This is a genomic window from Marinobacter sp. LV10MA510-1 (assembly GCF_002563885.1).
In the GTDB taxonomy this organism is placed as follows: Bacteria; Pseudomonadota; Gammaproteobacteria; order Pseudomonadales; family Oleiphilaceae; genus Marinobacter.
The window spans coordinates 1,408,615-1,426,569 of the sequence record NZ_PDJA01000001.1 but is presented as its reverse complement, the minus strand read 5'-3'; the positions used below and the strand labels follow the sequence as shown (position 1 = coordinate 1,426,569).

Genomic DNA, 17,955 nt, shown 5'->3' with positions numbered 1-17,955 from the left:
TGGCTATAATGCGTATGGGTATTAAGTTCCCCGTTACTGCATGATCTTGCTTAACCACAGGCAAAGTACCCAGCAAAAGCTTTATTGAAAAGACCGGTCGCCTCGGCCGCAGCCATGGTTGCCCGGCGGTTCGCCAGAAAGTCACCGGACCATTGATTGACAGCCTGAAAAACAACCAGTATTTGTTTACCTATTATCCGGACTCGGAGTAGTTGGCAAGCTCGGAGTTTCTGCGCTGTAACCCAACGACGGTCAGTTTGCTCTGAACTGATCTGCATTATTAACCCATAGTTGTCTCGACCTTTTGAAACACAAATGAGTCCATTGGTTGCAGAAAAGGTAGTAACTAATTACTATGTTTCTGTCGAATAATTTTCACAAGAGAAAATCCAATGGCTCTGCGGCAGTTCAGTAATAGAAAGGTGTTGGCGTTAGTCGGCCTGGTGGGCGGCATACTACTTGTTGCGCTTCTCATTTTTTTGCGCGAAAGGCCGGCCCACAGTGAAGTAAATTCCCGACCTCTGCACATGACGGTGATTGAAGTGCAGTCAATGCCGTTTGTTCTGACGGCGCGGGGTTTAGGCATTACTCGTCCGGTACAAACCTGGCAGGCTGTGGCAAACGTCGCCGGGCGCGTTGTTCAGCGTCACCCGCAACTCAACAGTGGTACGTTACTGCCGGCAGGCACATTGCTGCTGACGCTGGACCCGGGGCGTTACCAGTTGGCGATTGCAGAGACAGAAGCCGAGCTGGCCTCCCTGGCAGCCGAGCAGGCTCAGCTTGAAGCAGAAGCATCGAACACCCGCCACCTGTTACAGCTGGAAAATGAACGGCTGCAGTTGTCCGAAGGCGAGCTCAACCGCATCGAGAGGCTCCTCGAAACCGGTGCCGTGTCCCGGTCGCGACTTGATGAGCAGCGCCGTACCACCCTGGCGCAGCGCCAGCTTGTACAGTCGCTGGATAACCAGCTCTCGCTGTTGCCGTCGGAGCAGCAGTATCTTGATGCACAGATTCAACGCTCCAGGACGCGCCTGGAGCAGGGTCGCCAGGATCTTGAGGACACCCGTTTTATCGCTCCATACGATCTTCGCGTTCGCACTGTCGACGTGGAAGAGCATCAGTACGCCGCTCTCGGGCAACCTCTGTTTCTTGCCGACCGTGTTGAACAGGCTGAAGTTGAAGCGCAGGTGCCACTGACCATGTTACGCAGGCTCATGACAGCCGTGTCGATACCGGTTGATTCGCAGCCAGTCGCACTGGATATCACCGAACGGTTTGATTTTGCGGCTATACGCAGCGAGGTAGAGCTGACAGGTTTCCCGGCTGTGCGCTGGCCGGCAAGCGTTAGCAGGGTGACCAGTGGTCTGGATCCCGGCACACGCAGTGGGCGGGTGGTCGTTACGGTGGATCAGCCCTACAGTCTTGCAAGCGTGCCTGAGCGCCCAGCGTTTCAGCGTGATATGCACGTGCAGGTCAGGTTTGCCGCCGACAGCCCTCAGTCTTTGCTGGCGGTGCCTTCTTCGGCGGTGCATCAGGGCGAGGTTTACCTGCTGGGGGAGGATAGCCTTCTGCAACGGCGCCCGGTGACGGTAGCTTTCGAACAGAACGGCCTGGCGGTGATTGAAGATGGGTTGGTGGCCGGCGAACTGCTGATAACGGATGATCCTGTGCCGGCCGTCACAGGTATGAAAGTTGCGCCACATCGTGACCCGGATTTTGAAGAACACCTGAAACAACTTGCGCTGGGTGCTGAGCAATGATCCGCTGGTTTGCAGGCCATCCGACAGCGGCTAACCTGCTGCTGATACTGCTGTTGGCGGCGGGTTTATTTGCGGCACCAAACTTGAAGCGCGAAACCTTTCCTGATTATCGTCCTGTTGAGGTCAGTATCGATGTCGTCTATCGCGGCGCCAGTGCCGCTGATGTGGAGGATGCGGTCTGTCGCCGTTTGTACGATGCCGTTAAGGGCGTTGATTACCTTGACGAAATAGAGTGTGTTGCGCAGGACAATCTGGCCCGCGCTACGGTCACCATGCAGGCTGCCGGCGACTCCATCCGCTTTCTGAGCGATATCGACACCGAGGTCAACGCGCTTACCGACCTGCCGGCGCGGGCTGAAAGACCAGTGGTGCGGGAGCTGCACCGCAGTGATCTGGTGGCGGCCGTTGCAGTCTATGGCGACATGGCACCGAACCAGCTTGAAAACTACGCGTTGCAACTGGAAGAACGCATCATGGCGCTGCCGGGCGTGGCCCAGGTAACTCTGCAGGGGCTTTCCCAGCGCCAGTGGCAGGTCGAGGTACCGCGGGCTGTGCTGGCCCAGTATGGATTGTCCGCCGGCGATCTGGCGTTGCGGCTCAGACAGCAGAGCATCGATGTGCCGCTGGGTACCCTGGAAACTCCGGATCGCGATATTTTGCTGCGTTTTACCGACCAGCGGCGCAGCCTGCAGGAGCTTGCGGATCTGGTGGTGGTTTCGGGCAGCGGCGGAGGCGAGCTTACCCTCGGCCAGATCGCAACGCTGCGGGAAACCGGCGAGCAACCCGAGGCGCAGATCTATTTCAATAACCAGCGCGCGGTAGTGCTGGAAGTTAGCAAGACGCTTCGTGATGACTCGTTGAATGTGCTGGAGGAGCTGACAGTATTAATAGACGCTGAGCGCCAGAGTGTCGACGGGCCACTGCAGCTGACTCTGACGCAGAATATGACCAGCATCGTCCGCGATCGGTTGGAAATGCTGGTAAGCAACGGCATAGCAGGGCTGGCGGTGCTGATCGTGGTAATGGGCCTGTTCTTTCGCCCGCGTCTCGCGCTTTGGGCCGTGCTCGGCTTACCCGTTGCGTTTATGGGCGCCTTTTTTGTGATGAGCCTGACTGGCCTGTCGTTGAATATGATCACCCTGGTGGCACTGTTGATGGCGATCGGTCTCGTCATGGACGATGTGGTTGTGATAGCCGATAACATCGCCGTCCAGGCCCGGAACGGCGCATCGCCCTTAGACGCCGTAGTAGAGGGCACTCGACAGGTGTTGCCGGGAGTTGTTTCGTCTTTCCTAACAACCGTGTGGGTGTTTGCTCCGCTGGCGTTTCTTGCCGGCGAGTTGGGTGCCGTGCTTGAAGTGTTGCCGGTGGTGTTGATTGCAGCCTTGTTCGCGAGCCTTATAGAAGCACTCTGGATCCTGCCGCATCACCTCAAGGGCAGTGTTCCGTCGTTGCAGGCAGGCACCCAATCCCGTTTTCGCACAGCTTTTGACCGGTATTTTGGCGTGTTTCAGGAAAGCGTTGGCAGGCTCGCAGACAGGGCAGTGAGTTGGCGTTATGCCGTGTTAGGAGGAGTGTTGCTGATATTGCTGGGCACGGCGGGCTTTATGGCAGGTGGCCATGTCAGCACAGAAGCCATGCCCGATCTCGACGGCGATACGTTAGAGGCCCGGCTTCTGCTGCCCCAAGGAACTCCGCTGGCGCGCACAGAGGTGGCCGCGGCGCAGATTGCAGACGCTATGTGGCATCTCAATGATGTTCTTACGCCGGAACAGCCCGATGAGTCCCCCTTGGTCGACGCCATTCAGGTACGCTTCAATTACAACCCCAGTGCACAGGAGTCGGGCGCCCACGTCGCAACGGTAATGGTCGATCTGTTGAGTGCCGAGCGCCGGACCATGACCCTAGATGAGTTGACGGTTGCCTGGCGCAAACAGATAGGTGATATCCCGGGGCTTTCAAGTCTGATTATTCAGGAACCGGGCTTCGGCCCGGCGGGCATACCTATCGAAGTGCGTCTGCAGGGGGAGGATCTGGACGAACTGAAAGCGGCGGCGCTTGATGCGAGCGATCATCTTATGGGTTATGAGGCGGTATATAACATCATCGACGATCTGCGCCCCGGTAAACCGCAGCGAACCTTCACACTGGCAGACGGCGCCCTGGCATCCGGATTAACGGCGGAAATGGTCGCATCCCAGTTGCGTGCGGCCTTTCTTGGGGAGATTGCTGATACGCAGCGCATAGACCAGCGCGATGTGGACATCCTGGTGCGCCAGGCTGAACGCGACAGGTCCAGCCTGGACGATCTTGCCGACCAGACCATTCTGCTGCCCGATGGGCGTCAGATGCCGTTGGACGTTGTGGCAGACATGCACGACCGGCGCGACTGGGCCATGATCACCCGCGTTGGCGGCCAGCGCACCGTCACGGTTCAGGCTAATGTGGATGCGCGGCAGGCCAGCGCGCAAGCCATTGTTAACGATATGAAAGCCAGTTGGGTGGTGGGGTTTGAGCAGCGCCACCCGGCTGTCGAGGTCAGCTTTGAAGGCCAGGTGGCCCGCTCGGCAGAAACCGGCGGCTCGATCGCGCGCGGGCTGGTGATTGGTCTGTTGGGGATATTTGTGATCCTGTCCTTCCAGTTTCGTAGTTATGCGGAGCCGTTAATCGTCATGCTGGCAATTCCATTGGCCTTTGTCGGCGCGCTTTGGGGGCATGTTCTGCTGGGCTGGTACATTTCCATGCCATCAATGATCGGTGCCGCGTCTCTGGCGGGCATTGTGGTGAACGATTCCATCCTGCTGGTTCAGTTCATCAAGGAAAATCGCAGCAAGGGCATGAGCGCAGTCGTAGCTGCAGGGCAGGCCAGTCGCGACAGGCTTCGCGCCATCCTCATTACCTCTACCACGACTATCGCCGGATTGTTGCCCCTGCTGGCAGAAACCAGCGTGCAGTCAGCGGCCATCAAGCCTCTGGTGATTTCCGTCGTGTTCGGCTTGTTGGCCACGACCGTGCTGGTGCTGGTGATGATTCCGGCGGTATACGTATTGTTTGATGACTGGGGCTGGACTCGAGAGGAGCCTGCCAAGGCCGAATAGTTTTTAACGTTTAGAGAGAGGGCGTAATGGATAAGACCAGACAAAAGAACCTTCCGGCTGAGGAGCGTCGCAACGTCACCGTTGAGGCGGTGATTGACCTCGCTGCTTCGACGAACCCGGGCGATATAACAACGGCGGCCATCGCCAAACACATGAAGCTGACCCAGGGAGCACTCTTCCGGCATTTCCCGAATAAAGAAGCGATATGGCAGGCGGTCATGAAATGGGTTTCCGAGCGTCTGATGTCTCGGATCGAGAAAGCTGCAGAAGGGGTTGAATCACCCCTTGAAGCCATGGAGGCCATGTTCCTGGCTCATATCGCTTTTGTGTCTGAGCATCCGGGGGCTCCCCGTATGCTGTTCGGTGAGCTTCAGGGGGCCAAATCGACGCCGGCGAAGCGCCTGGTACACGCGCTGCTGAAACAGTACGCGGAGCGCCTGGATGTGCTTTTTGAGACGGCAAAATCGCGCGATGAACTTCCCTCCGAGCTTGATAATCAGGCTGCTGCCACGTTGTTTATCGGCACCATCCAGGGGTTGATCATGCAGTCACTGATCGCTGGCGACATGGAGCAGATGCGTCTTGATGCTCCGCGTGTGTTTGCCATTTACCGGCGCGGAATTATCTGCGCAGATCTGGAAAAATGAGGTGAATAGTTATGTCGCGCAAAATTTCCACTGTTCTTGTTCTGGCCGTTCTGGTGGCATTCCTGGGCTACGCCATCTAGAAGGTGCTGTTGGCGCCGGATAACACGCCACCTGACGGTTTCGCCCGTGGTAATGGTCGGATTGAAGCCGACCTGGTTGACGTTTCGACGCGTCTGGCAGCCCGGGTTTCGGACATCGCCGTACGTGAAGGTGATCTGGTGCGGCCTGGCGACGTGCTGGCAGTGATGGATACGACCAACTGGTAGCGCAACAAAGACGGGCACAGGCTGCTGTGGCAAGCGCAGAGGCAGCTGTAGCTGTGGCGAACGTTGGTGTTACTCAGGCCAAAGCCAAACTTGCCTTGTCGGAGAGTAATCTGGCCCGTGCGGAAACCTTGAGCAAACGGGGCGTCGTAACCCGCGAGGAATTGGATATTCGGCGGATGGAAGCCAAAGTCGCCGAGTCCGTTCTGGTCGCAGGGCATGCCGAAGTGGTTGCGAAACAGCGGGTTGTTGATGCGGAAGAAGCCGCTTTGCAGGAAATTGAGGCTCGCATTGCCGACAGCACGCTTTATGCAACGCAAGCGGGGCGCGTGCTCTATCGTCTTGCCCAACCCGGTGAAGTCCTGGGCAGCGGTGGCAAGGTGCTGACGCTGGTCAGCCTTGGTGACGTTTATATGGAGTTTTTCTTGCCTGCCAATGCCGCACCAAAAGTGCAGTTGGGTGATGAAGCGCGGATTGTGGCGGATATCATGCCCGATATGGCGATACCGGCGGTTGTCAGTTTCGTTGCGCCCCAGGCCCAGTTCACACCAAAACAGGTTGAGACTCTGGAGGAGCGCGAGAGCCTCATGTTCCGCATTCGTGTGCGCATTCCCCCGGAGATGGTTGCAGCAAGACTCGCACAGGTAAAAACCGGAGTGCGCGGCGTTGCCTGGGTTCGGCTGTCTGGTTCGGACGGAACCTTGCCTGACTGGCCAGAGGGGCTGACGCCACCGGTAGCTAAAGTTCTGCCTGGGCCAGCCGGGCCCTCTACGTCAGCCGATGAGGTATCTGAGGAATCTGAAAAATGAATGCCGCCGACAGTTTGACAACATTGGTTGCACGCGTTGCTAATGTGAGTCATCGCTACGGCAAGGTCTGTGCGCTCAATGACGTCACTCTGGACCTGCCCGACGGGCACATGGTTGGCTCGATCGGACCGGACGGCGATATGTCGAAAAAATGCCACCAGGCCGATGCAGGGAGTCGAATTGCCTTCATGCCCCAAGGGCTGGGGCGCAATCTTTATCACGATCTTACCTTGCAGGAGAATCTCGATTTCTTCGGCAAGCTGTTTGGACTGAACAAATCTGAGCGCAAGGCGCGAATTGTCCAGCTGACCCAGGCAACGGGTCTGGACTCATTCATGAATCGGCCAGCGGGCAAGCTATCGGGTGGGATGAAACAGAAGTTGGGGCTTTGCGCTGCGCTGATTCACGATCCGGATTTCCTGTTGCTGGACGAACCGACAACCGGTGTGGATCCGCTGTCACGAAGTCAGTTCTGGGATCTGATCGATACCATCCGCGCCGATCGGCCACAGATGAGTGTTCTCGTCTCTACTGCCTATATGGAAGAGGCCGCACGTTTTGGGCATCTTGTCGCCATGAACAACGGACGCGTCCTGGCCTCCGGTAACCCCAATGAATTACTTGCTCAGACAGCAATCAGCACAGTGGAAGCCGCGTATGTAGCATTACTGGGTTGTGAATCTGAATCGATCCCTGCGCATCAGCATGCTTCACGTGCTCCGGTTTTAGCGGGCGGGGAGAATGAGCGCCCGGCCATCAGGGCGCACAACCTGACCAAGCGATTCGGCGATTTCACCGCCGTGGACTCCGTCAGTTTCGAGATTGCCCGCGGTGAGATTTTCGGTTTTCTGGGGTCGAATGGCTGCGGCAAAACCACCACCATGAAAATGCTGACTCGCAGGAAGTGCGCAACATTCCCTTTGCCGCTTTCGATCAGGACCGGAGTCCCGAAAGCCGTGCCTATATTTCGGGGTTTGAGGAGTCGGAATGGTTTCTGAGGCGATCAGCCATCAGCAATATCGAAGAACTCGAACAACGGCTCAAAAGCGGCGAACTGGCGCTTGCTATCCAGATACCGCCTGAATTTGGAAGATCGGTGCGAGGGGCTGAGATAACCGAGATTGCTGCGCTGATCGACGGCGCAGATACCAACCGGGCCGGCACCGTGGAAAGCTATGTTATGAACGCTCATGCCCATGTCGTGGGTGTTGACGCGAAATCGGCATTGGCGCTGACCGATTTGACGATACCCCGATCACCGGATGCGGCTCCGCCGGCGACCTTGATCCCACGCTTTCACTACAACCCGGCTATGGAAAGCCTGCCGGCGATTGGCCCGTCAATTCCGCCGCTGCTGCTGCTGCTGTTCCCGGCGATCCTGATGGCGGTCAGTGTGGCCCGCGAAAAAGAGATAGGAACAATCACCAATTTTTACGTAACGCCCACCAGCCGTGCCGAATTCCTGATTGGTAAACAGTTGGTCTATATTGTTATCACGCTTTTGAATTTTGTGATCCTGACGGCGCTGCTGGTAACGGTTCTTGGAGTTCCGCTGAAGGGCGCACCTCTCACGCTGGTTTTTGGAGCGTTGTTATACGCCGTCGCCGCAACGGGGTACGGCCTGTTGGTATCCATGATTGCCAAAACCCAGGTAACGGCTGTTTTTGCGGCGGCCATTTTGTCAGTCATGCCAACCCTGCAGTTTTCCGGAATGATTACCCCGGTTTCCTCGCTGGAGGGTGCGGCACAGGTGGTCGGCACTTTTTGGCCAACAACCTGGTACATGGGAGTCAGCGTTGGCACCTTTACTAAGGGGCTGGGATTTTCGGATCTGTCTGGTCATCTCTTGCGTCTCGCCGCTTTTGGCCCTGTTCTGACAGGATTGGCCGTGCTGGCGCTGCGTAAGCAGGAGAAGTAAGTATGAAGCGTCTCGCCAATATTTTCTGGCTCGCGGGTAAGGAATTGAAAAGTGTTCTTGGCGACCCGGTGATGGTTATCCTGATCCTGTGGTCGTTTGTGGTAGCCGTTATTCTGGAGGCCAGCGGAGCGGGTGATACGGTCTACAATGCGGCGATCGCCATTGTCGATGAAGATCATTCGTCGCTTACTCGGCAAGTGAGGGATGCTTTGGAGCCACCCTGGTTTCAGCCGCCCATTGTGATTTCATCGGATCAGGTGGCAGCCGAGATGGACGCCGGGCGAATCATGTTTGTCCTCAGCTTCCCGCCGGGATTTGAGGCCGACGTGATCGCCGGCCTGATGCCTGCAGCCCAGCTTGAGGTAGACGCAACGGCCGTCTCGCAGGCGGAGCTCGGCACCGATTACATTACCAATATTCTGATATCCGAAAGCCGGGAATTCCTGTCGGGCAGTCCTGAGGCCCCGGAACCCTCGGTACAGCTTGAGTTGCGCCGGGCATTTAACCCCAACGGCAATCCAGTGTGGTTTAAAGCAGTCTCGTCGTTGCTCAATCAGTTATCGCTGCTCACCATCGCGCTGACAGGTGCGGCGATGCTGCGTGAGCGCGAGCAGGGCACCATCGAGCATCTGATGGTCATGCCGCTCACGCCGTTCGAAATCGCACTTTCCAAGGTACTGGCCAACGTTGTGGTGGTATTGGGGGCGTTCACCTTGTCGCTTGTTTTTGTCGTCCAGCAGATTCTGAAAGTGCCTGTGGCCGGGTCTGTGCCGCTGTTGCTGGCGGGCACGACCGTGTATCTTGCCGCCGCCGCTGCCATCGGAATGTTCCTGGGCACAATGGCGCGCAGCATGGCCCAGTTCGCTCTGCTGGTGATCATGGTGATTATCCCGATCATTATGCTTTCTGGCGGTATGGGCGCGATCGAAAGCCAGCCTGATATTGTCCAGCGCCTGACGCTGGCGCTGCCTTCGCGACACTTTCTCGCGTTTGCCAAGGCCGTGGTGTTCCGTGGCGCAGGTCCGGATACCGTATGGTTCGAGTTGTCGATGATGGCGGGGCTGGGAATCGCCTTCTTCGGAGCCAGCCTGGCGCTGTTTCGCAGGTCCATGAGCCTTTCCAGCTAGTTGGAAGGTGACCAGTCGTAGTCTTTGTGCATACCGATGCGCGGCTCAAAACAACCGCGCTCGGCGTTCAAGGAAACTATTCAGTGGCGTGACCCCACGCTTGAGGAACCGACTGCTCCTTCAGTCCGTCAAATCGATCTGTCACATACTGACTGTGGCAAGCCACGCAGGATTCGGTCATGCGGTTGAAGGTTTCGGCCTGGGCCTGAGTATTCTGCTGTTTCCCCGCCTCAGCCAGTGCTGCTGCTAGCTGGTGGAAGTGCGTATCCATCTTCAGGAACTCCTCGGGCACCGCCGTCTTTAGATCCTGGCGATCTTGCTTGGTCAGAGACTGCGCGAGGATGAAGCTGTCGTGGATGGCCTGCCCTTTCTGCTCCACCTCGTGGTGCCTGCCCTGGATGATGGCGCTGTAGGTCGCCTTCATCGCCGTCTCTATCTCGATCATCTCCTTTGCCAGCAGTCCACGCAGCTTCTCAGTCAGATCGGGCCCCACCGGCTCCGCAGCAACAACGGCTCCGTTCAGTGCCAGGCTCCCCAGGAGGGCAGCCGCTGCGACGGTTCGAAATCGTCGTCCACGACTACGTAATGAGGCGCTCATCATGGTGTAGCTGCTCGCTATCACACGTTTACTCATACTTGTACTCCTTGCTCTACGGTTGCGTTGTTTTCTTCAGCGTCGCCCATAAAAATGCTTAATGAACGGCTCACGGAAATTCTGGTGACACCCCAGACAGCTTAGCTGCACCTCGGAAAATGCACTAATAACATCTTGGCCGTCGCCGCGCATTGCAGCTTCCTCCATCGCAGTTGCCGCATCGTGCACCTCACCATCGAATCCACGAAACTTACCGGCATCGCTACCAATCCAGCTTAGGATGCGCAACTTTTCCGCTATTGGTGGCTCGGCATGACGAGCAATTTTGGGTGCAAGTTCGGCCACAGTACCCCAGTCTTCCGTGGCAATTGCACCTGTAACCGTTTGCATATCACGTCCGAGTTGCTGCATTACACCCTGCAAAGCCAAGGGTTCGGCAGGCTCAGCGCGCAGAGTTGCAGCAGTGACGAGTAATACCATAGCTATGGCAATGGCGGGGGCTGAAAGGCATTTTGATCTGCTCATTTGTGTTCCTTTATCGTTGGATGGGGGGTTGCTGATCAAAGGCTGTTACGTCATTTAAATTTCAAAACTCAATGCGACCGAACCAAAGGCATGACCACTGAGTTGCTCGTCAAACTCGCGGGTTCGCCAGACCCGCATCAGTGCCAGCCGGACGCCATGCCCAGAAACAAGCCACTGGCTGCTGATGCCGACTGCCGCCTGGGCGACCCATGGTCGCCGGCTGACACGGTGACTGCGCGGCTGGGGGCTGGGCAAAACATTGTGCACGCTAGCGCCAAGCCGGCGACAATGCGTGCAGCACTATCGAGACCTCCGGCGTTCTTGGGCATAGCGATACTCCTCACAGACATGTGCCACATCGCCCGCCATACCCCAGAAATTTGGAGAGTAATCAGACGCTCGCCGTAGCGCTGAGTCAGGGTATGCACAACCCGCTTGGCAAGCGGCGAGCTGAATCACAGACTCGACGGTAATGGGCCGACGTGCCTCGGCGGGAAGTTCTTTAGGCGATTGGCTACGATAACTCTCCATATAAGATAGTAATCAATTGCTATCTTATATGGAGAGTCTAAAACGTGCAATGAAATATCTCAATGAGGCCTATGAGGATCATCCCCTTGCCATCGGGGCAGGGCAAACGATTTCCCAGCCCTACACTGTCGCTTTATGCTGGAGTTGCTGGAGCTTAAAGAGGACGACCGTATTCTGGATATCGGTTGCGGTTCGGACTGGAGTACGGCGCTACTGGCTCAAACGGCCAAGTCGGGTTTTGTGACAGGGGTTGAGCTCGTTCCGGAGCTTCTGGACCTGGCCCGTAGCAACCTCGAAAAATATCACTTTGCCAACATCAAGCTGCAGGATAGCTGGCGAGGCTCTCGGTATTCCAGGGCAGACGTTCGACAAAATCCTGGTATCTGCCGCCGCAGAAGAACTTCCTTCCGAACTGACCCAACAGCTGAATCCCGGCGGTATCATGGTGATTCCCATCCAGAACAACATGGTTGTGATTTTTAAGCGCGAGGATGGCAGCATTGAGCAGAGCGATTTCCCTGGCTTTCGTTTCGTGCCTCTTATTTCCTGAGTGCCGTCATCGCCTTCTCCCGTGTGGTGTTGGTAAAGCCTTTCCATTACGAAACCTGTGGTTATAATACTATCCTATATAAAACGGGTTTTCTGGATGCCTACGAACTTCCTGCCCCCATGGTTCTTCGTAGATTTTTTTGCAGTCAGCTTTTGCTGGGCACTTTGCCTGAGCTGTAACCGCAACGAGGGTCAACTCGCCTTGAACTGAGTTAAAAGCACCCGCATGCACCTGTCAGCAGAGCCGTCGCTATGCCTGAGTTAGATAAAGACGACAATTACTGGATGGCCCGAGCTCTTGCGCTGGCGGCGCAGGCCGCCGCCCTGGGCGAGGTGCCGGTAGGGGCGGTCGTGGTGGTTGACGGCCAGGAAGTGGGTGCGGGTTTTAACAAGCCAATCAGCAGCTGCGACCCTACCGCCCACGCTGAAATCTGCGCCTTGCGCCAGGCCGCGGCCTACCTGAAAAATTATCGGTTAAGCGGCGCCACGCTTTACGTTACACTGGAACCTTGCACCATGTGCGTGGGCGCAATTGTTCACAGCCGCATCAGCCGAGTGGTGTATGGCGCTACCGAACCCAAAGCCGGCGCGGTGGAATCGGCCCGGCGTACCTTTGACGAACCTCACCTTAACTGGCGTGTTGAAACCCGTGGCGGTTTGTTGGCAGAGCCTTGCAGCCGTATTATCAGTGACTTTTTCAGCCGTCGGCGCGAACTCAGGCGCCAGTCAGCCAAAACGGAGTAAATGGACGTCAACTACCCCGCCCTAAAGGACGGGGCTTGTAGAGAACACCCTGCAGGCCAGGTTGACCAGGGAAAGCGGTAACCAACCCGCTACGTTTATCACAGGTCGCTAAGACTCACCGCCGAATGCTTCCTCAGTTCGGCGCTCTGGAAGACCGGGATCACGCTGGCGAAAGGCAAAGCGCCGAAGGTTTCAGTTGCCGCGCAAGCGGGAGCCGGTGATAGACATTCCCGAGGGGAGAGAGGCTTCGGCCTCCGTCACAAGGCCCGTAAGGGCATTCATTGAAAGGAAAACGATGTCGGTCTTTGTATTAGACAAACGCAAACACCCCCTTATGCCGTGCACCGAAAGGCGCGCACGGCTTCTGCTCAGCCGTAGGCGAGCCGTGGTGGTGCGTGCGTATCCGTTTACAATCCGGCTGAAAAACCGTACCGGTGACGTCACACAGCCGTTACGAATCAAGATTGACCCCGGCAGCAAGGCCACCGGGATCGCGGTGGTTCGAGAAAACGGCCAGAAGCAACACGTTCTGGCGTTAATGGAATTAGTCCATCGCGGCCGCCAGATCAGCAAGTCTTTGGACCAACGCAGGGCGTTTCGCCGCCGGCGTCGCAACCAGCTGCGGTACCGGGCACCCAGATTTCTGAATCGAACCAAGCCGAAAGGCTGGCTGGCCCCGAGTCTCCAGCATCGGGTCGATACCACCCGGAGCTTGGTGAATCGGCTTCGATCTCTGGTGCCGGTTGTGTCTATCAGCCAGGAGCTGGTTCGATTCGATACGCAAAAGATGGAAAACCCGGAAGTCAGCGGTGTCGAATACCAGCAAGGCACCTTGCTCGGCTACGAGATCCGCGAATACCTACTGGAAAAGTGGGGCCGCGAATGCGCCTATTGCGCTGATACCGATACGCCGCTTCAAATTGAGCATATCGACCCAAAAGCCAACGGTGGCTCGAACCGCATCAGCAACCTGACGCTGGCGTGCCGGCCCTGCAATCAGGAAAAGGACCGGAAATCCTTGGTTTCATTCTTTGCCACATCCAAGCGGCTAAAGAACCACCAGGCCAAGCTGGATCGCATCCTCAAACAGTGCAAAAAGCCTTTAAGAGACGCCTCAGCGGTCAACTCCACCCGGTGGGCATTGCATCAGACACTGAAGCAGACGGGCCTGCCGGTTGAAGTAGGTACCGGCGGCCGCACCAAGTTCAATCGTCGGCGACTGAACATTCCTAAGACTCACGCGCTGGATGCGGCTTGCGTCGGAGAAGTCGAGATCGTAGAAGGTTGGGACGTTCCAACCTTGGCGATCAAAGCCACCGGGCGCGGCAGTTATAAACGCACACGCTTAACAAAGCACGGTTTCCCTCGTGGATATCTGATGCGACAGAAGCAAGTACAGGGGTTTCAAACCGGAGATATGGTGCGCGCCGTGGTGCCAGCAGGCACGAAAGCCGGCACCTGGCAGGGTCGTGTGGCGGTTCGTAAAACCGGCAGCTTCAATATTCAGACAAGTAGTGGTGCTATTCAAGGAATATCTCATCGCCATTGTGTTTTAACCCAGCGAGCGGATGGCTACGGCTATCACATCCAACCCAACCAACGAAAGGAGGAGGGAGACAGGGAAAACGAGTCGCGCTGACGCACGACGCGCTATCCCTCCCCGCCCTGAAGGACGGGGTATCCCGCGCAAAATGATGAAAGTTCTCGTTACCGGCGGTGCCGGCTACATTGGCAGCCACGTAGTGCGCCAGCTGGCTGCGGCCGGCCATGACATTGTGGTGTTCGACAATCTTTCCACCGGCTATCGCTGGGCCGTCACCGCCGGCGAACTGGTGGTGGGTGATCTGGCAGACCCGGAGGCCATTGACGCCGTATTCAGCCAGCATCAGTTTGAAGCGGTGCTGCACTTTGCAGCCAACATTGTAGTGCCGGAATCGGTCAGCAATCCCCTGAAGTACTACGCCAACAATACACGCAACACCTTGAATTTATTGCAGGCGGTTGATCGTTACCAAATTCCTTACATGGTGTTTTCGTCTACCGCTGCCGTCTACGGCACGCCAGAGCAGACCGTGCTCACCGAAGATCTGCCGTTAGTGCCCATCAATCCGTACGGCGCCTCTAAAATGATGAGCGAGCGGATGATTATGGACCTGGCCGCGGCATCGTCCCTGAATTACGTTATTTTGCGCTACTTCAACGTTGCCGGTGCCAACCCCGATGGCCTGCTGGGCCAGGCCACGCCGGAAGCCACCCACCTGATCAAAGTCGCCTGCGAATGTGCTACCGGCCAGCGCGAAGGTATGAGTGTATTCGGCACCGACTACGACACCCGCGATGGTACCTGCGTGCGTGATTATATTCATGTGGAAGACCTGGCCAAGGCCCACGTGATGGCGCTGGACTACATGGCCCGTGGTGGTCAGTCCCAGGTGATGAACTGCGGCTACGGCCGCGGTTTTACCGTTGATGAAGTCATCAGCGTGGTCAAACGTCTCTCTGGTGTAGACTTCCCGGTTCAGCGCAGTGGCCGCCGTGCGGGTGACCCCGCGGCGCTGATGGCCGATAACCAGCTGATCAAACACACCCTGGGCTGGCAGCCAGACTACGACGATCTGGACATCATTGTGGGCACCGCGCTGGCGTGGGAAGGCATCTGGCAAACGCGCAAGCGCGAGCAATAGAACCGGGCCCGCAAGAATTCACAGTTACCCTTAATTTGCTTAGAACAGCAGGAAATGATTCATGAATATAACGATTTTTGGCACCGGTTACGTAGGATTAGTAACGGGCGCGTGCCTGGCGGATGTCGGCCATAACGTGCTGTGCATGGATGTGGACCAGGCCAAGATCGCAAAGTTGGAAAACGGTCAGATTCCCATCTACGAGCCCGGTCTGGAAAATATTGTGCGGCACACAGTGGAAGCAGGGCGCTTGTCCTTTACCACCGACGCTGAAAAAGCAGTAAGACACAGCAGCTTGCAGTTTATTGCCGTGGGTACGCCCCCAGACGAAGATGGCTCGGCAGATTTGCAATATGTTACCGCGGTCGCCCGATCCATCGGCCAGTACATGGACGATTACACGGTGGTGGTGGATAAATCGACCGTACCGGTCGGCACTGCCGATAAGGTCAAAGCTGCAGTGCGTGCACAACTAGACAGCCGCGGCCTGACGTTGGAATTCGACGTGGTATCGAACCCGGAATTCCTCAAAGAAGGCGCGGCGATCAACGATTTCATGAAGCCGGACCGCATCATCATCGGCTGCGACAGCGACCGTGCCGCAGACCTGCTGCGCGAGGTGTATTCACCATTTAACCGCAATCACGATCGCATGGTGTACATGGACATCCGCTCCGCCGAGCTGACCAAATACGCCGCCAACGCGCTGCTGGCCACCAAGATCAGCTTTATGAACGAAATTGCCAACCTGGCAGAGCGCCTGGGCGCCGACATCGAAGCCGTGCGCCGCGGTATTGGCTCAGACCCCCGCATCGGCTACCACTTTATTTATCCCGGCTGCGGTTACGGCGGTTCCTGCTTTCCCAAAGACGTGCAGGCCCTGGCCCGCACCGCCGAAAGCATCGGTTACGAGGCCAAGTTGCTGAACGCAGTGGAATCCGTCAACTACGCCCAGAAGCACGTGCTATTTGACAAAATCAGCCACTATTTCCGTGGCGATCTGAAGGGCAAGGTTGTGGGCCTGTGGGGCCTGGCGTTCAAGCCCAACACCGATGACATGCGCGAAGCCTCGGCACGCACTTTGATGGAAGACCTATGGAAAGCCGGCGCCACCGTGCAGGCGTTTGACCCTAAAGCCATGGAAGAAACCCAGCGCATCTACGGTGACGAAGCGCGCCTGACCCTGTGCGGCACTAAAGAGCAGGCCATTAAAGGTGCCGACGTGCTGGCGATCTGTACCGAATGGAAAGAATTCCGCTCGCCAGATTTCAAGGCCATTGCCGAAAACATCAAGCATCCCGTTGTATTTGACGGCCGCAACCTTTACGAGCCGGAAATGCTGGAGCGCCACGGCCTGGTGTATTACGCCATTGGCCGCGGCCGCAACCAGTTCCACAGCGAATAACAGGAAGCGGCATGGCAAACATTAACGGCTTTAGCCTCCACCAGCGCCTGGAAGCTGACACTCACAGCTTAGGCCAAAGCCGTTTGTGCGAGCTGCGCTTGATGAACGACAGCACCTGGCCCTGGGTGATACTGGTGCCTATGCGCGAAAGCACTCGTGAGATTTATCAGCTTGAAGAAGCTGATCAGCAGCGTTTGTTGTGGGAGTCGTCAGAGCTCAGTCGCGCCATGATGGAACTGTTCGACGGCGATAAAATGAACATCGCTGCACTGGGCAACATGGTGCCGCAGCTTCATTTGCACCATATCGTGCGTTACCAAGACGACCCGGCCTGGCCTGGCCCGGTGTGGGGCACGCAGCCTCCAGTGGCCTATGGTGAGGCGGAACTCGCCCGCGTACGCGAGCTGCTAGAGTCGGTTTTGGCGAGGCTGAATTAAACCTTGTCGTAGCCTTTGGTGCCCATCTCCTGGGCACCTAGCAACACCATTCGCAGCTCAATCTTCAGTTTAACTTTCAGCTGTTCCTGAATTTCTGCACTGGCATCCAGCGCTTCCGCTCCCTGGCTGAAAACCAGCGCCACCATAGCCTCGGCCACCAACTTTGGCTCCGCCAGACGGCGGCCTTCTGCGGCGGCAAAGCGGCGCAAGTCTACCGCCAGTTCCGTTGCCACATGATCAATCTCGGCTTTAATCGCCGTCCGAAAATGTTCTGACAGCCCGGTGCGTTCCCGCAGCATCAAGCGGAACAGGTTGGCGTTGCCCTGCAAATATTCCATAAAGGTATCGATAGAGGTTGCAATAGCACTGCCATCATCGCCGTTGCGAACAATGCGCCGGCGTGCCTGACGCATTAGCTGGCGCAATGCCACGCCACCTTCGTCCACCAGAGTCATGCCCAGTTCGTCCAGATCTGTGAAATGGCGATAGAACGACGTAGGTGCAAGTCCAGCCTGGCGCGTCACTTCACGCAGGCTAAGGCTGCCAAAACTACGGTCGGCGCTTAACTGGGCTAGGGCAGCATCCATCAGGGCGCGGCGGGTACGGCTTTTCTGCTCAGCGCGGGACGACAAAATAACGACTCCAAAAACGGTTGATAACGCATATTCTAGTCACCTACCAAGGCTGCGTCACTTAGCGGCAAGGCAACAATAACGCCGGCCTTCAAACAGGCCTGATTTTCACCACCATTCTGTTTATAATGTTGCACTTTTAAAGTATCGTTCGCGCTAAATTTTGCGAGCCAGAAACAACTTAACGGCGGGCGCTCGCTCGCTTTCCCGACGTTACGGTATGAACACCGT

At 56.9% G+C, this 17,955-nt stretch carries 17 protein-coding genes and 3 pseudogenes; 16 read left to right on the top strand and 4 right to left on the bottom strand.

The genetic code is table 11. The features are described from left to right. Positions 1-80: 80 nt before the first annotated feature. The 9 genes and pseudogenes from ATI45_RS06855 to ATI45_RS06825 all read left to right on the top strand — a co-directional run. Positions 81-212: pseudogene (locus ATI45_RS06855) on the top strand (murein L,D-transpeptidase catalytic domain-containing protein); the annotation flags it as partial. A gap of 180 nt (positions 213-392) precedes the next feature. Further along, positions 393-1,760, top strand: coding sequence for an efflux RND transporter periplasmic adaptor subunit (locus ATI45_RS06850; protein ID WP_098418830.1), 1,368 nt, complete (start codon positions 393-395; stop codon positions 1,758-1,760). Next, on the top strand, positions 1,757-4,858 hold the full coding sequence (locus tag ATI45_RS06845) for an efflux RND transporter permease subunit (protein WP_098418829.1): 3,102 nt from the start codon (positions 1,757-1,759) through the stop codon (positions 4,856-4,858). The genes ATI45_RS06850 and ATI45_RS06845 overlap by 4 nt, the downstream gene beginning before the upstream one ends. Positions 4,859-4,884: 26 nt before the next feature. Further along, complete coding sequence (locus ATI45_RS06840) at positions 4,885-5,505, top strand: TetR/AcrR family transcriptional regulator (RefSeq protein WP_098418828.1); 621 nt, start codon at positions 4,885-4,887, stop codon at positions 5,503-5,505. Between the two features lie 89 nt (positions 5,506-5,594). Next, positions 5,595-5,771: a biotin/lipoyl-binding protein gene (locus tag ATI45_RS22400; RefSeq protein ID WP_218926128.1), complete on the top strand. Its 177-nt coding sequence runs from the start codon at positions 5,595-5,597 to the stop codon at positions 5,769-5,771. Between the two features lie 53 nt (positions 5,772-5,824). Beyond that, positions 5,825-6,577 (top strand): HlyD family secretion protein, encoded by a 753-nt coding sequence (locus tag ATI45_RS06835; protein WP_218926127.1) that lies wholly within the window; start codon positions 5,825-5,827, stop codon positions 6,575-6,577. Beyond that, a pseudogene (locus tag ATI45_RS23295) lies at positions 6,574-7,473 on the top strand (ATP-binding cassette domain-containing protein); the annotation flags it as partial. The gene ATI45_RS06835 and the pseudogene ATI45_RS23295, both read left to right, overlap by 4 nt. Positions 7,474-7,481: 8 nt before the next feature. Continuing rightward, positions 7,482-8,495 carry an ABC transporter permease gene (locus tag ATI45_RS23290; protein WP_416376587.1) on the top strand — a complete coding sequence of 338 codons (1,014 nt, stop codon included), beginning with the start codon at positions 7,482-7,484 and terminating at the stop codon, positions 8,493-8,495. 2 nt (positions 8,496-8,497) lie between these two features. Further along, positions 8,498-9,622: an ABC transporter permease gene (locus ATI45_RS06825; RefSeq protein ID WP_098418827.1), complete on the top strand. Its 1,125-nt coding sequence runs from the start codon at positions 8,498-8,500 to the stop codon at positions 9,620-9,622. 76 nt (positions 9,623-9,698) lie between these two features. On the opposite strand, the gene ATI45_RS06820 is transcribed toward ATI45_RS06825, so the two are convergent. The 3 genes from ATI45_RS06820 to ATI45_RS06810 are packed head-to-tail and all read right to left on the bottom strand — an operon-like array spanning position 9,699 to position 11,009. After that, positions 9,699-10,256 carry a cytochrome c gene (locus ATI45_RS06820; protein WP_098418826.1) on the bottom strand — a complete coding sequence of 186 codons (558 nt, stop codon included), beginning with the start codon at positions 10,254-10,256 and terminating at the stop codon, positions 9,699-9,701. A gap of 36 nt (positions 10,257-10,292) precedes the next feature. Continuing rightward, a complete protein-coding gene (locus ATI45_RS06815) occupies positions 10,293-10,742 on the bottom strand; it encodes a cytochrome c (protein WP_098418825.1) in 450 nt (149 codons plus the stop codon). Positions 10,743-10,796: 54 nt separating this feature from the next. After that, positions 10,797-11,009, bottom strand: coding sequence for a lipid A-modifier LpxR family protein (locus ATI45_RS06810; protein WP_228706230.1), 213 nt, complete (start codon positions 11,007-11,009; stop codon positions 10,797-10,799). Between the two features lie 292 nt (positions 11,010-11,301). Between ATI45_RS06810 and ATI45_RS23285 the strand changes: the two are divergent. The 7 genes and pseudogenes from ATI45_RS23285 to ATI45_RS06775 all read left to right on the top strand — a co-directional run. Then, positions 11,302-11,540, top strand: a pseudogene (locus ATI45_RS23285) (protein-L-isoaspartate O-methyltransferase family protein); the annotation flags it as partial. A 40-nt stretch (positions 11,541-11,580) separates the two neighbouring features. Continuing rightward, the gene (locus tag ATI45_RS23025) at positions 11,581-11,823 is read left to right on the top strand and encodes a hypothetical protein (protein WP_179888390.1); all 243 of its coding nucleotides are present in this window, start codon (positions 11,581-11,583) and stop codon (positions 11,821-11,823) included. Between the two features lie 251 nt (positions 11,824-12,074). Then, positions 12,075-12,566: a tRNA adenosine(34) deaminase TadA gene (gene tadA / locus ATI45_RS06795; RefSeq protein WP_098418823.1), complete on the top strand. Its 492-nt coding sequence runs from the start codon at positions 12,075-12,077 to the stop codon at positions 12,564-12,566. A gap of 295 nt (positions 12,567-12,861) precedes the next feature. Beyond that, positions 12,862-14,205: an RNA-guided endonuclease IscB gene (gene iscB / locus ATI45_RS06790; protein ID WP_098418822.1), complete on the top strand. Its 1,344-nt coding sequence runs from the start codon at positions 12,862-12,864 to the stop codon at positions 14,203-14,205. 55 nt (positions 14,206-14,260) lie between these two features. Next, complete coding sequence (gene galE, locus ATI45_RS06785) at positions 14,261-15,250, top strand: UDP-glucose 4-epimerase GalE (protein ID WP_098421676.1); 990 nt, start codon at positions 14,261-14,263, stop codon at positions 15,248-15,250. Between the two features lie 61 nt (positions 15,251-15,311). Next, positions 15,312-16,655 (top strand): UDP-glucose dehydrogenase family protein, encoded by a 1,344-nt coding sequence (locus tag ATI45_RS06780; RefSeq protein ID WP_098418821.1) that lies wholly within the window; start codon positions 15,312-15,314, stop codon positions 16,653-16,655. Positions 16,656-16,666: 11 nt separating this feature from the next. Further along, complete coding sequence (locus ATI45_RS06775; RefSeq protein ID WP_098418820.1) at positions 16,667-17,092, top strand: HIT domain-containing protein; 426 nt, start codon at positions 16,667-16,669, stop codon at positions 17,090-17,092. Here the strand turns inward: ATI45_RS06775 and fabR are convergent. After that, positions 17,089-17,724, bottom strand: coding sequence for an HTH-type transcriptional repressor FabR (gene fabR, locus ATI45_RS06770; RefSeq protein WP_098418819.1), 636 nt, complete (start codon positions 17,722-17,724; stop codon positions 17,089-17,091). The two genes, ATI45_RS06775 and fabR, sit on opposite strands and share 4 nt — an antisense overlap. Positions 17,725-17,955 lie beyond the last annotated feature (231 nt).